The organism is Planococcus sp. A6 (genome assembly GCF_028823615.1).
In the GTDB taxonomy this organism is placed as follows: domain Bacteria; phylum Bacillota; class Bacilli; order Bacillales_A; family Planococcaceae; genus Planococcus.
Map to the genome: position 1 here is coordinate 58121 of NZ_JAPEHT010000002.1, position 15465 is coordinate 73585.

The 15465-nt window shown below is 48.9% G+C and carries 12 protein-coding genes and 1 pseudogene; 11 read left to right on the top strand and 2 right to left on the bottom strand.

From position 1 onward, the window contains the following. The first annotated feature begins 32 nt into the window (after nucleotides 1-32). Together ON064_RS00775 and ON064_RS00780 are read left to right on the top strand one after the other, a co-directional pair. Entirely contained in the window at nucleotides 33-914 is an 882-nt protein-coding gene (locus tag ON064_RS00775; RefSeq protein ID WP_274623207.1) for a CobW family GTP-binding protein, read from the top strand. Beyond that, on the top strand, nucleotides 911-1150 hold the full coding sequence (locus tag ON064_RS00780) for a hypothetical protein (RefSeq protein ID WP_274623208.1): 240 nt from the start codon (nucleotides 911-913) through the stop codon (nucleotides 1148-1150). The genes ON064_RS00775 and ON064_RS00780 overlap by 4 nt, the downstream gene beginning before the upstream one ends. 54 nt (nucleotides 1151-1204) lie before the next feature. Here ON064_RS00780 and ON064_RS00785 read toward each other — a convergent pair whose 3' ends face one another. Next, nucleotides 1205-1765, bottom strand: a complete 561-nt coding sequence (locus tag ON064_RS00785; protein ID WP_274623209.1) for an alpha/beta hydrolase — start codon at nucleotides 1763-1765, stop codon at nucleotides 1205-1207. Between the two features lie 320 nt (nucleotides 1766-2085). Further along, complete coding sequence (locus ON064_RS00790; RefSeq protein ID WP_274623210.1) at nucleotides 2086-3435, bottom strand: MATE family efflux transporter; 1350 nt, start codon at nucleotides 3433-3435, stop codon at nucleotides 2086-2088. Between the two features lie 109 nt (nucleotides 3436-3544). Here ON064_RS00790 and ON064_RS00795 point away from each other — a divergent pair, with 109 nt between their 5' ends. The 9 genes and pseudogenes from ON064_RS00795 to ON064_RS00835 all read left to right on the top strand — a co-directional run bounded on the left by ON064_RS00795 (nucleotide 3545) and on the right by ON064_RS00835 (nucleotide 15343). After that, entirely contained in the window at nucleotides 3545-4621 is a 1077-nt protein-coding gene (locus ON064_RS00795) for an undecaprenyldiphospho-muramoylpentapeptide beta-N-acetylglucosaminyltransferase (protein WP_274623211.1), read from the top strand. Nucleotides 4622-4644: 23 nt separating this feature from the next. Then, complete coding sequence (gene dapF, locus ON064_RS00800; protein WP_274623212.1) at nucleotides 4645-5592, top strand: diaminopimelate epimerase; 948 nt, start codon at nucleotides 4645-4647, stop codon at nucleotides 5590-5592. A gap of 18 nt (nucleotides 5593-5610) precedes the next feature. Further along, on the top strand, nucleotides 5611-7257 hold the full coding sequence (locus tag ON064_RS00805; RefSeq protein ID WP_274623213.1) for a sensor domain-containing diguanylate cyclase: 1647 nt from the start codon (nucleotides 5611-5613) through the stop codon (nucleotides 7255-7257). A gap of 244 nt (nucleotides 7258-7501) precedes the next feature. Continuing rightward, on the top strand, nucleotides 7502-10330 hold the full coding sequence (locus ON064_RS00810; RefSeq protein ID WP_274623214.1) for a 2-oxoglutarate dehydrogenase E1 component: 2829 nt from the start codon (nucleotides 7502-7504) through the stop codon (nucleotides 10328-10330). 24 nt (nucleotides 10331-10354) lie between these two features. Then, nucleotides 10355-11613: pseudogene (gene odhB, locus ON064_RS00815) on the top strand (2-oxoglutarate dehydrogenase complex dihydrolipoyllysine-residue succinyltransferase). Nucleotides 11614-11690: 77 nt separating this feature from the next. After that, nucleotides 11691-12290: a DedA family protein gene (locus ON064_RS00820; RefSeq protein ID WP_274623215.1), complete on the top strand. Its 600-nt coding sequence runs from the start codon at nucleotides 11691-11693 to the stop codon at nucleotides 12288-12290. A gap of 76 nt (nucleotides 12291-12366) precedes the next feature. After that, nucleotides 12367-12564, top strand: a complete 198-nt coding sequence (locus ON064_RS00825; RefSeq protein WP_121297498.1) for a DUF6501 family protein — start codon at nucleotides 12367-12369, stop codon at nucleotides 12562-12564. 55 nt (nucleotides 12565-12619) lie between these two features. Beyond that, nucleotides 12620-13477, top strand: a complete 858-nt coding sequence (locus ON064_RS00830; RefSeq protein ID WP_274623216.1) for an ATP-binding protein — start codon at nucleotides 12620-12622, stop codon at nucleotides 13475-13477. Between the two features lie 9 nt (nucleotides 13478-13486). Next, nucleotides 13487-15343: a vWA domain-containing protein gene (locus tag ON064_RS00835; protein WP_274623217.1), complete on the top strand. Its 1857-nt coding sequence runs from the start codon at nucleotides 13487-13489 to the stop codon at nucleotides 15341-15343. Nucleotides 15344-15465 lie beyond the last annotated feature (122 nt).

A 15465-nucleotide genomic window follows, 5' to 3' on the forward strand; every position in this document is an offset into this window, starting at 1 on the left:
TTTTCTTGCATAATGAGAGAAAGGGTGAGTTGATGGTTGATGTGTATTTGTTCAGCGGGTTTCTCGGCAGCGGGAAAACGACCTTGCTAAAAAAGATGATTATGGAATTTAAAGAAAAAGGCTTAAAGCCGGCAGTGTTCATGAATGAACTCGGAACGATGAATTTCGATTCGGAAGAAGTCGGGGACGGGGTGCCGCTTAAAGAAATCCTGGATGGCTGCATTTGCTGCAGCGGCTCGGAAAAATCGGAAGCGCAGATCCAGACTTTGCTGGCGGAGTCTGAATTTGATGTATTATTGATCGAAACGACAGGCGCGGCACATCCCGTCGAAGCACTCGACGCGATTTTCTCGCCTTTGTTTGCGGAGCGCTTGAACTTCCGCGGCATTGTTACCGTGGCGGACAGCAAACGCTTTTTAGAGCGCCAGCAATTGTCTCCGCAAATCCGCTCGCTGTTCATCGAGCAAATCCGCCACGCAGATCTATTATTGGCGAATAAAACGGATTTGCTGAGCGAATCGGAACAAAGCCAAGCCATTTTTGAGATTCAGCAAATCAATCCGACGGCACGAATCGTCCAGACGGTCCATGCCAAAGTGCCGCTAAAATTGCTTGAATCTGTGAGCCCTGCACAGCGCGGGCCGGTCGAACAAGCACCGGTGTCAAAATTGAATTTGCAGACGAAGATCGTGTCATTTGATGAGCCAATCGAGCGCGAAGCATTTGAGGAATGGCTGCGCAATTTGCCGGATACGGTCTACCGCATCAAAGGCTATCTTACGCTCTCAGGCCATAGCTATCCGCATTCTTTCCAATACGCTTACGGCATGGTGCAGTGGCTGCCAGAATACATGAAGCTGCGCAACCAGATTGTGCTGATCGGTGAAAACCTTGAGGAGCTGTCAATGCCATGATCGAGGCATATAAACGGCTATGGCCGGACCGGAAAGGCGTCCAGCGCATCATGACGCAAGACGAGTTGGAGACAAGCATACGCGTGGAACTGAACGACGAACTGACCCATCCGCGCGTCCGTAAATCAGTGGAAGAAAAGCTGGAGTTGGCGGTCGAACGGATTGGGGAGTCGGCGCTTACGGAAGAAGAAAAAATGCAATTGATCCAGCTATACAAAAAACTTGCCGCTCAATGAGCGGCAAGCTGTTAAGGCTACCGGGAATTCTCCGGTAGCTTTTTTTATAAATTATTAGTCTCTACTCTCTGTTTTTCTGATTTCCGAGACAAGTCCGCTTATCCCATTTGGGAACAGGTGATCAATTCCGGGAAGTTTTCTCAATGTCGCATTCGACAGTTTCTCTGAGTATTTTTGTGAATGGCTGAAAGGGACAATGGGGTCTCCAGCGCTATGGAAAAGAACGACTTCCGGTAAGGGATCAATATGAGAACCAAAATTCTCTTCCAGTAAAAACTCTTCGACTGCCCATTGCGAATTGATTTCCCAATACGGTGCTGCGACAGCGATGATTTTAGCAAATGACTTTCGAGGAGCTTGTTCTGATAAAAATTTAAACAAAACAGAACCTCCGAGTGAGTGGGTTACCACAATTGCGCCATCGTTCAATGATTCGATTTCTTTTTTTAATACGTGTTTCCAAGGTAAGTAATGCGGGTCTTCAGGGTGAGGCATTTTTGGTGCAATTACCTGGAATTCGGCGTCTAATTGTTGCTTCAAATACTGCAGCAGCCCCGAACTGCCTTCTTGCTCACCTTGTGGGCCGGCGCTATGGATGAATAAAACTTGTTTCATTAGTTGAGCCTCCCGCCGTTTGATGTCGACTGCATTCAATCGTTAAAAATAGTTTACTTTATTAATTCTCCGATCCAGCGGTTTTAAAACACAGCTATCTGTTCTAACCTTAAGAAATCCACTCAGTTGTATTTATCTCAACTTCTATCAAATAACTGGCCCATCCGATAAAAAAACACCCTTACACTGAGTTGCAGGTATTTTCATACCCATTTTTCAGTGAAAGGTGTTTTTTTATGTTATAGAGATAGGCAGTGACAGAATGATTCGATGGCTTTGATCTGGCCTTGATGCTTCTCACGTTTTGCCACTGCGGATTATCAGTGGCTAGCCAGTTTTTTCTGGATGATCAACAGCCGGATCGATAAAGTGACGGCGCCTGCCGTGAGTCCGACGATTAGGCCGACCCAATAGCCGAACGCACCAAGATCGGTAAACGTGGCGAACAAATAGCCGGAAGGCAGCCCGATGACCCAATAGGAAATGAGCGCCATGATGAACGTGATATTGACGTCCTTATAGCCGCGCAGCGCCCCTTGAACCGGAGCTTGGACGGCGTCCGACACTTGGAATAAAGCGGCGAAGATCAAGAATTGGACAGCGAGCCCGATGACGGCGGGATCGGATGAATACAACTCGGCGATCGGTTCCCGCAGGAAATAGAGAATGCCCGACGAGATGACACTGAGTGTCACGGCAGCGCCGACGCCAAGCCAGCTGTATTGCTTAGCGTGTGATGCTCGTTTTGCCCCGACTTCAAAACCGACCAGGATCGTCGCGCCCATCGATATGCTGAGCGGCAGCATATAGAGGAGCGAGGCGAAGTTCAAGGCGATCTGGTGGGCAGCGATGGTGATTGTCCCGTACACAGACATCATGAACGTGACCGCTGAAAAGATGCTCGTTTCGGCGAAGATCGAAATGCCGATCGGCACGCCTATGCCCGTAATTTCTTTCCATCTACTTAAAGAAGGGCGCGCCCATTTGCGGAAAATCCCAAATGACTTGAACGGTTCATTCGTGTGGATGATGAACGCGGCAATCGCCAGCACGAGCCAATACGTGATCGCCGAAGCCATCCCGGCACCAGGGCCGCCCAGTTCAGGGAAGCCGAAGTTTCCGAAAATCAGCAAATAATTGAAGAACACATTAATCGGCGCCGACATCAACGTGATGAACATCGTCACGCGCGTGGCACCGAGCGCATCGATATACGAGCGCAGCGCATTATAAGCGAACAGCGGCACCAGCCCTAAGCTCATCGCGAAAATATAGCGGCTGGCCACATCGTTGACACCGGGCTCGAGATCCATGAAGCCGAGTATCCAATCGATGCCGAAGAAAAAGAAGCTGAAGACGATCGCCGCAAGGATGATAGCCAAATAAATCCCTTGCTGCACAGCGTCTTTCACACCATCTTTTTTCTTGGCCCCCATCAATTGTGCTACAATTGGAGTAATGGACATGAGGATCCCGGCAAGTCCGATATACACCGGAACCCAAAAAGAGGAACCGATCGATACGCCGGCAAGATCCTCGGTCCCGTAGCGGGCGGTCATGTAAATATCGAAAAAAGTCACCATATACATAGCGACTTGGGTGATGAGAATCGGCAGGACAATTTTCATTAACAATTTGAGTTTTTCTTGAGTCGTTTCTGTTTCGTACATATTCATAGCCTCCCAATACACTTGCAATACCAAATAAAACGAGTATATCACACAAACCGTGCAAAGTGATGAAGACACATATGCGCAAAGTAGGAGAGTAGGACAACAGATGGAAAACAAGACAATCATTTTAACGGGCGGCGGGACAGCCGGCCATGTTTCATTAAATCAAGCAATCATTCCGGAACTGGAAAAACTCGGGTTCCGTGTTGAATATATCGGCTCAAAAGAAGGAATCGAAAATGAATTGATTCGCGATTCATATCCAGAGATCACCTATCACGCCATTTCAAGCGGCAAACTGCGCCGTTATTTCTCGACCAAAAACTTTACGGATCCGTTCCGTGTCGGGGCAGGATTGACACAAGCCTTGAACATCATCCGCAAAGTGAAGCCGGTCGCGATCTTTTCAAAAGGCGGTTTTGTCTCGGTGCCGGTTGCGATGGCAGGTCGTCTCGCAGGCGTGCCTGTCATCATTCACGAATCCGATGTCACGCCGGGCCTTGCGAATAAATTGGCGATTCCTTTTGCGGACCATATCTTTACGGTCTTCAAGGAAACGATGCGCCACGTGCCAAAAGAGAAATCGACTTGCACGGGATCGGTCATCCGCAGCGAATTGCTCGATGGCTCAGCCGCGAGCGGCAGGGAGTTATGCCATTTCGACAATACCCACAAAGTATTGATGATCATGGGCGGAAGTCAAGGGTCTGCGCTCATCAATGATGCAGTACGCGAAAACTTGGATACATTGACCAAGCAATTCAACATCATTCATTTATGCGGAAAAGGCAATATCGATGAGCGCCTCGAGGGCCACGAACAGTATTGCCAGTTTGAATATGTGACGCATGAATTGTCGCATCTTTTACATTTGACGGACCTCGTCGTCTCCCGGGCAGGATCGAATTCGATCTTTGAATTTTTGGCATTGAAAAAGCCGATGCTGCTCATTCCTTTATCGAAACAAAAAAGTCGCGGGGACCAGATCTTAAATGCTAATTTGTTCGAAGCGCAAGGCTTTGCCCATGTGCTTGAGGAAGAACAAGTGAATGCACAAAGCTTCATGGCAGCGATTGAGCGCCTGGTAGCTGAAGAAGAGCAATTGATCCACGCAATGACAGAAGCAGAACCGCCGAAAACAGCCTATGAAATGGCAAAATTGGTAGCTGCCCACGCAAAATAAATTCGAGCTGAAGAGGTGTCGTTATGGAATTACTGAAAGTGCATGGTTCAATGAATACATTTTTCCTATATGAAGGAAACGAGCGCGAAGATTTTCCGCAACTAACTAAGCAAATGGCGGCACTCGATCCAGAAATAGACGGCCTCTTGACGGTTTCCCCATCCACACACGCTGATGCGAAAATGCGTGTTTTCAATACGGACGGCTCTGAAGCGTCCATGTGCGGCAACGGCTTGCGCTGCGTGGCACGCTTTGTTTGCGAGCGGGAAGGTATCAATCAGGCAGTGATCGAAACGATGAAAGCGGATTTGGCAGTGCAGAAAGAACCGGAGATTGACGCTGGCGTGAACATGTACGGCGTGGAAATTTCGCCGGTATCTTTCCAGCTTGCCGATTTGCCGATGACGTTCGAAGCGCATACGGAATGGCGCCAGCAAGCGCTGCCTTTTATCGATGCTGACATTCCGTTTACGGCAGTTGCCGTGCCGAACCCTCATTTGATCGGGATCGTCGGCAAGGAATTGCAGAAAGATCCGTCCCATCAGGAGAAATGGGCCGCTTATTTTAACGGCGATAACCCTTATTTCTCGGATGGCGTCAATTTAAGCTATGTGACACCAATAGAAGAGGGGATTTTTGTCCGGACCTATGAAAGAGGCGTCGGCTTTACAGACGCCTGCGGTACGGCCATGACGGCTTCCGCCTTGGTCAGCTGTCTTGCGGGACTTATGCCATTCGGGGACGTTTCCGTCTTTAACCCAGGTGGTATGGTTAACTGTTCGGTAAAATCCGAGGACGGCCATTATCGATTGAAGTTGAGCGGCAATGCAACATATTTGGGTGTTTATCGCTTCTATGCAGGTGCGGGTTTAGCAACTGGTGAACTGAAACTGGTAAAACAGACGGATGAGCAGCCGGCTTATGAAAAATTCATTGAGAAAATCAGCGGCGCGACAGCAGAGCTGAGATAACAGAAAGCGGTGGATTCGATGTCGGGACCTTTTACGAAAGAGCAAATGGATATGCTGTACGGGAAAGCGGCCGACCCGGTCTATTTCATGCAACAGCAGGGCAACCGCTTTGTTTATACTTGGGTTAATCCGGTCTGCCAGGAAATTTTCGGGATTGATTTGACGGGCCGCAGCGTAGAAGAGTGTATGCCGAGGGAATTAGCGCTGGAAATCCACAAGCAATACCGGATCGCGATCAAGCGCAACGAACGCCATCTGTACAGGGATTATAGCTTGTTCTCCGACCGCGGAACCGCCATGGAAACCGAGCTGACCCCTTTCAGCCATGAAGGCGCGCAATATGTGTTGGCGGTCACGAGAGATGTGACTGAACAAAAGAAAATCGAAGAGGATTATCTGTTCTATCAATCGCTTGTCCAAAATTCAGTTGACCCGATGTTGATGATTTCAGCGGATTTCACGATCCTCGATATGAACCCGGCTTACGAAAAAACTTTCGGCGTGCACCGTAAGGAATGGCTCGGCCGCAATTACGATGACATCCCGCAGGACAAACAGAAATTTTTCGAAATGGGCAAGCTTCTTCTTGAGAACAGCACAAGCACGCATAAGGCGAGTTCGATTTTTTTGACCCGCATCAAAAGCGATGGCCGCGAAGCGAAGTTTTCGGCCAGTTATTCATTGATCAAGGAAAACGGGATTATCCGCGCTTTTCATGTCGTGTTCCGTGAGCTAACGAATGAATTATTATTGAAGCATGAACTGAAACGGACGGAGAATATTCTGGAAAGCTACAAAGATGCACTGAATTACGCAGCGCTCGTCCTCATTTGGGATAACTCCGGTATGATTGAATTTGCCAATGAAAATTTCAAGAAGTTGACGGGCTTTGACAGCAGTGAATTGACTGGGATGAATATCCAGTCGATTGGACAGGCGATCATGTCCAGCCAACAACTTGCCCATCTCCAGTCGGTTCTGAAAAAAGGCGAGATTTGGCGGGGGCAAGTGCGCAGCTTAAAAAAGAATGGCCAGCCGTTTTGGGTAGATGCCACAATCATTCCGCTGTTTGATGTGGAAGGGCGCATCTATCAAATGCTGTCCATCTTATTTGACATCACCGACCGCAAAGAAATGGAAGAGCAATTGCATCATATGGCGTATCACGATCCGTTAACGAATTTGCCGAACCGCCGGATGATGGTCAAGCATTTTCGTGAAATGGAAGCCAAGAGCAACCGGACAGGAGACCAAGTCGCTGTCTTGTACATAGATGGCGATAATTTCAAGGAAATCAACGACCGGCACGGTCACGAAATCGGCGATGAATTCATTCATCAATTTGCCCGGGCGCTTGAACGCAGCATACGAAAACACGATGTGGCGGCGCGCATCGGCGGAGATGAATTCCTCATCCTGCTGCCCGGCATATCCGCGATCAATAGTCGGAGCCAAATTGAGAACATCATCTCTCGAATTCAGCAAACATTGAAAGATGGATGGGCAATCGACGCCCAGCATTTCTCGCCAACTTGCTCAATTGGCAGCGCTTTGTATCCGGAAAATGGAAGCGAGTTCGAGGAGTTGATCCAAAAAGCTGACCATGCGCTGTATGAAGCCAAGAAAAAAGGCGGAGGCATTGTTTGTTTTCATGGCGAATCATGAGTTTCTTCCATTAAAAGATGGAAATTCTGCCACCTTGCAGGCATGTAAGCGCTTCAATGCGCTTTAGCTGAATCTTTTCAACCAAAAGCATTGTTTTTTTCAGTGGAAGTAGTAAGATTGATATGGAAATTCGTTCAGTACCGCTACAGCCCTGCCGCTTTAAGTCGGGCGAGGGGCGTGCTAAAATAGGAAAGACCTATAAATAAAAGTGAATGCCATAAGGCAAATAGTTGGAGGTTATTCAATGTCTACCAATCAACCGGACACAAAATCCCCATGGAATTCCATAACCGGCCCGAACTTAGGGTACGTGATGGAGATGTACGACCTTTACCAGGATTCCCCTGAATTGATCGACCCTGAGTTTGCAGAGCTATTCAAACAATACGGCCCGCCTACAGAGCAGCCTGCCGTACAGACAGGCGATGCTACTGGCGCTGCTTCTGGTGTAGCAGTCGAACCGAACCGTTTTGAAAAAGTATTGGCAGCGGTTAATTTGGCGGAAGCTATCCGTGCACATGGCCATTTGGCTTCGGATATCTATCCGTTGAAAGACCAGCCGCGTGATACGGATAGAGTGGAAATTTCAAAATATGGCTTGACTGAAGCCGATTTGAAAGATGTTCCCGTATCTTTGATTCTGGAAAACGCTCCAGCCGAAGTGAAAAACGGCCTCGATGCAATCAATTACCTGAAATCGCTTTACACGGACAAAATCGCTTACGAATTCGCGCATGTTATTCAACCGCAGGAACGCAGCTGGATCCAGTCGAAAATCGAAGCGGGCGATATGAAGCCGAAACTCGATGCCGACAAGAAAAAACAGGTATTGGATCTTTTGACACGCGTTGAAGGATTTGAGAAGTTCGTCCACCGCACATTTGTTGGGCAAAAGCGTTTTTCTATCGAAGGTGTCGATTCGCTTGTCGTCTTGATGGATGAACTGGTCCGCATGTCTGAATCGGCAGGCACTGAAAACATCATGATCGGCATGGCCCACCGCGGACGCTTGAATGTGTTGACGCACATCCTCCATAAACCGTACGAAATGATGTTCGCTGGATTCGCGCATGTCGGCGATGAAGCGTTCCTTCCTGAAGACGGGTCACTTGAGATCACCAAAGGTTGGTTCGGCGATGTGAAGTACCATATGGGTGCTGCTCACAGTTCCAAAGCAGGAACAAAGATCAAACTTGCCTATAACCCGTCCCACCTGGAAGTCGTGAGCCCGATTGTGACAGGGCAAACACGTGCTGCGCAGGAAATGACTGCACAGAGCGGCTTGGCACCACAAGACGCGAATAAAGCCTATTCAATCCTCGTACACGGCGATGCCGCGTTCCCGGGGCAAGGCATCGTGACCGAAACATTGAACTTCAGCCGCATCAAAGGCTATCAAACGGGTGGATCGATCCATATTATCGCCAATAACTTGATCGGTTTCACGACGGAACAGCATGATTCCCGTTCGACGCATTATTCATCCGACCCAGCAAAAGGGTTTGAAGTTCCGGTATTGCACGTCAATGCTGACGATCCGGAAGCTGTCCTAGCTGTTGCGCGATTGGCGTTTGAATACCGTGAGAAGTTCGGCAAAGACATCTTAATTGACCTGATCGGCTATCGCCGCTACGGCCATAATGAAATGGATGAGCCATTAGTGACGAACCCGATGATGTACCACGGCGTTCACCAGCACGATACGGTCCGTGAATTGTACGGAAAACAATTAGCTTCTGAAAGCGTACTTTCGGAAGACGAAGTCAAAAAGCTCGATGCAGACATCCAAAAAGTGATGCAAGAAGCCTATGACAAAGTGAAAGAAAACAAATCCGACGATCATCCGAAATTGGAGATGCCGGAAGCTGTCTTGAACGGTTTCCCTGAAATCGAAACGGGCGTCGGCAGAGATGTCCTTGAAAAGATGAACAATGAACTATTGTCATGGCCACAAGACTTTTCCGCATTCGGAAAATTGGCGCGTATCTTGAAACGCCGCGAAGAGCCATTCAAAGGAAAAGGCAAAATCGATTGGGCCCATGCAGAAACTTTGGCATTCGGTGCCATTTTGCAAGAAGGCAACCCGATCCGTTTGACAGGGCAAGATGCACAGCGCGGAACCTTTGCGCATCGCCACCTTGTGTTGCATGATGAAAAGAACGGCAACGAACTTGTTCCGCTTCACCACATTTCCGACTCAAAAGCATCATTCGTCGTCTACAACAGCCCACTAAGTGAAGCTTCCATTCTTGGCTTCGAATACGGCTACAACGTAGAGAACGACAAAGCTTTGGTCATTTGGGAAGCTCAATATGGAGATTTCGCCAATATGGCACAAGTCATGTTCGACCAATTCATTTCGTCCGGCCGCGCAAAATGGGGACAAAAATCCGGCCTGGTCATGCTACTTCCGCACGGCTATGAAGGGCAAGGCCCGGAACACTCCAGTGCACGTCTCGAGCGTCATTTGCAGATGGCTGGAGAAAACAACTGGACAGTCGCAAACCTATCCAGCGCAGCGAACTATTTCCACATTCTCCGCCGCCAAGCGAAAATGCTTGGAGAAGAAGCTATCCGCCCGTTGATTATCGTGTCGCCGAAATCACTTCTGAGACACCCACTTGTTGGGGCTGAAGTCGATCAATTGGCAGAAGGCAAATTCGAGACAGTGATCGAACAGCCCGGCATGGGGCAGGATGCGAAGAAAGTGAAACGCCTGCTATTCGCTAGCGGTAAGATGGCAATCGATTTGGCGGAACGCGTCAAAGACGGAAAAGGCTACGAGTGGGCGCATATCGTCCGCGTCGAGCAGTTGTATCCGTTCCCGGCCGAGAAAATCAAAGCGATTGTCGACCGTTACCCGAATGCCAAGGAATTGGCCTGGGTCCAAGAAGAGCCGCAAAACATGGGGTCTTGGTCATTTGCCGATCCTTACTTGCGCGAACTTGCAGACGGCAAAGAAGTGAAATACTACGGACGCATGAAGCGCCAAAGCCCTGCAGAAGGCGACGGCGAGTCACATAAAGTCGAACAGGCACGCATCATCGATGAAGCTTTAGCTAAATCGAAATGATGAACTTTTAAGGAGGAATTAATTGTGGCAGAGATCAAAGTACCGGAATTAGCAGAATCGATTACAGAAGGAACAATCGCCCAGTGGCTGAAACAGCCAGGCGATACAGTAGAAAAAGGGGAATTCATCGTTGAACTTGAGACAGATAAAGTCAATGTTGAAGTCATCTCTGAAGAAGCGGGCGTCGTCCAGGAATTGCTCGCTGAAGAAGGCGATACAGTTGAAGTCGGCCAAGTAATCGCAACAGTCGGAGAAGGCTCTGGCGAAGCGGCAGCTTCAGCACCGAAAGAAGAAGCTAAGAAAGAAGAAGCACCAAAAGAAGATCTTGCGAAAGAAGAAGCGAAGCAAGAAGCTCCTGCAGACCAGGAAGCTGCGCCTACAGAAGAAGAAAGCACTTCTTCCGACCGCACGATCGCAAGCCCAGCAGCCCGTAAATTGGCTCGTGAAAAAGGCATCGACCTGGCTTCTATCACGCCAGTAGACCCAATGGGCCGCGTACGCGTCCAAGACGTCGAAGCGCACGGTTCGAAACCGGCCGCGGCTCCTGCTCCAGCTAAACAGGAAGCACCGAAAGCTTCTGCATCTGCAGCTCCTTCTTCTGATGAAGAAAGACACGCCGCCAGACGATTGCCAAGCGTTTGCTTGAAGTGAAGCAGTCGACTGCCATGCTGACGACGTTCAACGAAATCGACATGACCAATGTAATGGAACTGCGCAAGCGCAAGAAAGACAAATTCCAACAAGACCACGATGTTAAGCTTGGATTCATGTCATTCTTCACCAAAGCAGTAACTGCTGCATTGAAAAAATACCCATACGTCAATGCTGAAATCGATGGCACGGATGTGCTCTTGAAGCAGTTCTATGATGTAGGGATCGCTGTATCGACTGAAGAAGGCCTTGTAGTGCCAATCGTCCGCGATACGGATAAAAAGAACTTTGCAGAAATCGAAGCGTCTATCGGCGAGTTGGCGACAAAAGCACGCGACAAGAAATTGTCGATCGGCGATATGACCGGCGGATCGTTCACGATCACAAACGGCGGCGTCTTCGGCTCACTCTTGTCTACACCGATCTTGAACGGTACGCAAGTCGGTATCCTCGGCATGCATACGATCCAGAAGCGCCCGATTGCAGTTGGCGACAATGTTGAAATCCGTCCAATGATGTACGTAGCGCTATCGTATGACCACCGTGTCATCGATGGCAGCGATTCTGTCGGCTTCTTGAAAACAGTGAAAGAATTGATCGAGAACCCAGAAGACCTATTGCTTGAATCTTAAGACCACTCCAGAAGGCAGCTCCATTGCGGGGCTGCCTTTTGTTATGGGATAATGTGGCATAGAGACGGGGGATTTGGATGGAGCTGGATTTTTTATGGGAAATGGCGATGGAATACGGGTACCTGAGCATGTTCTTGGTGAATTGGCTTTTGTTGTTTGGCCTGCCGATTCCGAATGAATTCGCGGCAGCGTTTTCAGGTGTCGTGACAGAAACGAGCGATTTCAAGCCGCTTCCAGCTTTTTTATCAGCATACAGCGGGCTGATTACGAGCAATTTATTCGCTTATGGACTAGGGTGGCTGTTCGGCCATCGCTTAATTGAATGGCTGCAAACGACATTTCTGCAAAATGGCATTGAACGCTTCCGGCAATTTTTAGCCCATAAAGGCAATTGGGCAATTGCATTCAGCTTCTTCCTGCCCGGTGTGCGCTGGGCGATGCCTTACGTTGTAGGGGCCGACCGCTTTCCACTTGGCCGTTATTTGTTATTCGCGATGCCAGCCGGATTTGTCTGGACCATCACTTATTTCACATTAGGCCGCAGTTTTCCATATGCTTATGAAGCGATTCTTGGGAATTTACAATGGTTTTTGATCGCTTTATCGAGTATCGCGGTCATCGGATTGATTGGATATCTGGCAATCACGAGAAAAGGCGGCAAGGGAGGGCAAGTTTGAATTCCCGTACAAATTTCCTTATACTGAATAGAGTAGCAGAACATCACATTCACATTGACAGAAAAGGATGATACCGATGATACATACCAATTGGCTCGAAAAAGAAACCGTCCGCACCGTTACGTGTAAGCATACCGATGCCGACAAATTTTTAGTGTCGAACGTGCTGACAGCAGGACAACAATATGACGTGAAAAACGAAACTGAAGAATTTTTGTTTGTCGTCGACAACACTGGTAAAGTCGGCGGCTATTACAAAACTTATTTCGAGTGATGAACAAAAACCGATGAATCCATCGGTTTTTTCTATGGAGATAGGAGTGGAGCAGATGACGATTATTGATGAAGAAATCAAGAAACGGACGCAGCGGGACCATGCAGAAGATTCAAACCTGATCGGAGAAGGCGGCTATATTTCGCCTGATGAAAATTTATGGAATGATATCCTGACAGCTGTTGTGTTGAAGAAGCCGGTGCTGTTGAAAGGGCCGACGGGAGCAGGCAAAACGAAACTCGCCGAAAGCGTTTCCGACCTGTTCCAACAGCCGATCCAGAGCATCAACTGTTCCGTCGACTTGGATGCAGAAGCGCTGCTTGGCTTTAAGACATTGGTACAGCGCGATGGCCAAAGCGCGATCGAATTTATTGAAGGCCCTGTCGTAACCGCCATGAAACATGGCCATATCCTTTATATCGATGAAATCAATATGGCGAAAGCTGAAACCTTGCCGATCCTTCACAGTGCACTCGATTATCGGCGTATGCTGACCAATCCGTTTACCGGCGAAGTGATCCAAGCGCATCCTGACTTCTCGGTAATGGCTGCAATCAACGAAGGGTATATCGGGACATCGCCGATGAATGAAGCGCTAAAAAACCGTTTCATTTCTTATCCCATTCCTTATTTGTCTGGCGAGCAGCTCCGGGGCCTATGGGACAGGGAATTTCCGAATGCTGACCCGAAGTTGAAAACTTTCATGTTGAACTTGGCAGCAGATTTGATGAAGCAAGTGGAGAGCGGCTTGATGTCAGAAGAAGCCGCCTCAATCCGAAGCTTGTTGGATGCCACTGCGCTCGCGATGCATATCGATACACTGCGCGCCGTCCGCTACGCCATCGCCGAAAAACTGGACGATGAAAGTGAACGGAATTTATTGATGGATTTGGCGAATACTTGGCGAAAGTAGGGATGCAGGATGACTTCAATCAATCGCTTTATCCAATTCAATAATGAAACGGTTGATACGAGGCTCCTCAACCGGATGGAACAGCTTGCGAGAGCGTTGTCATCCGCGCCTTACCTGCGGTTGTCGACACGGAAATTATGGGAATTCCGGCCATCTGAAGGTGCTGTTTCGATGAGTGTGTTCTGGCGCCATCGGCCAAAGGAAATCGAGCAGGCCGGCTATCTTTCGGATATTTATTTGGTGAGCGCTGGCTTTTGGCGTTATTTCAGCCTGCGCTCATGGCGTCGTTTTGAACAGGTGGAGACTCATTTACCGGAACTTGCCACACAATTGCTGTTGATGGCGGAAGAATTCCGCTTGAGTGACCGTATCACTGCGGAACGCCCGGGGACGAAGCACGCATTTGAAGTGAGGGAGAAAATCGTCTCTGGCTTCCATTCTGACCAGTTGGAACAGAACCGCAAAAAAGGCTTTTGGGCCGACGCTTTCCTGAATGCCGCCTATTTAAAATTACGTGGTAAAGATGTTTCGTTAAGTGATGAACTGGATCCATTATTTCTGCCGTGGACGGAATTATTCAGTGCCGATTCGACTGACGATTCTGCGCGGACCATTCAGAAGGTTTTGCCGCGGTTGGAATATTTGCTGAACTCAGATGTCCTCCATACGTATTATACGTTCGGTGAACCGGCTGAGAAAATGCCTCCACCAAGATACCATGAAGGCATTGAGGCAGAGCAGTCAGAAGTGGAAGAGGAGATCGACACGATCGAAGAATGGTTCCAGTCCTGGCACCGGGAAACTGAGTTGAATGATGCCGCTGCCCTTGAGTACGAACTCGAGAGGGGCGATTCCAAGCTCGCTGATGGGGGCAGGGAAGAAGAGGGCGCGGGGGAAGTTGAACAGACCGGAACGGGTGAGTCACAAGGTGAACACCGCGAAGACAACCTGGCTGATGAACAGAGGAAAGATGAAAAGAAACCGAAAAAAGCAAACGGCCGTTTCGGATCAGCGAATGATGGCGTCGTCTATTATGAATCACGCATCGAGGCTTTGCCTTTTGACCGCCAGCAGTTGCAGCAATGGCGCAGCGAACAAGCGCCATATGTGCGCGCGTTGCTGAAGGAAATGCAAAAGCGCATGCAGCAGCGTGTCGAAAGTGAACGGACGAATTTACATGCCGGACGCCTGTCGAAAAACCTCTTGCCGCTCGTCACCGACGAACGGCCAAAACCCTTTTACCGGAAAACTGCCCCTTCAAAGCAATTGGATGCAGTTTTCAGCTTGATGATCGACGGCTCCGCTTCGATGGTTGACAAGCTCGACGAGACGAAGCAGGCGGTACTATTATTCCACGATGTGCTCAGGTCGCTCAAGATCCCACATGAAATCGCGGTGTTTTATGAAGATGCTTATGAAGCCGGGGATGACAAACAGCCCAATTATTTTGAATGGCTGCATAAATTTACCGACGGCATGACCGACCATGCGGCAGAGATTCTCTCGCTCGATGCCCACGAAGACAACCGCGATGGCTTTGCGATTCGCTGGATGGCCGAACGCCTGAAACAGCGCCCGGAAAAACACCGCTTTATGCTGGTCTTTTCGGACGGCGAGCCGTCTGCTTATAATTATGCCGACAACGGCATCATCGATACGGCACAAGCCGTTTCGGAAACCGAGAAAATGGGCATCGAAGTGATGCACCTGTTCTTGAGCGGTGAATCGACGAGCGAAGAACAAGCTGCATTCTACCGGATGCTGTATGGCAATAAATCGGTCAGCGCTGATTCGCTGGAGCAATTTGTCGAGCAGACGCTGCGCTTATTGAAACGTACCTTGCATTTGGTTGTACAGGCATTATAATGAACAATCTAAAAACCCCTACGCAAAAATTGCAAAGGGGTTTTTTCAGCTTGTCGAGAAAGTTAAGAAGTCGTATTTTCCGAAGCTTATTGCTCGCTTTCCGTGGGCTCGCGCCCAAGCCT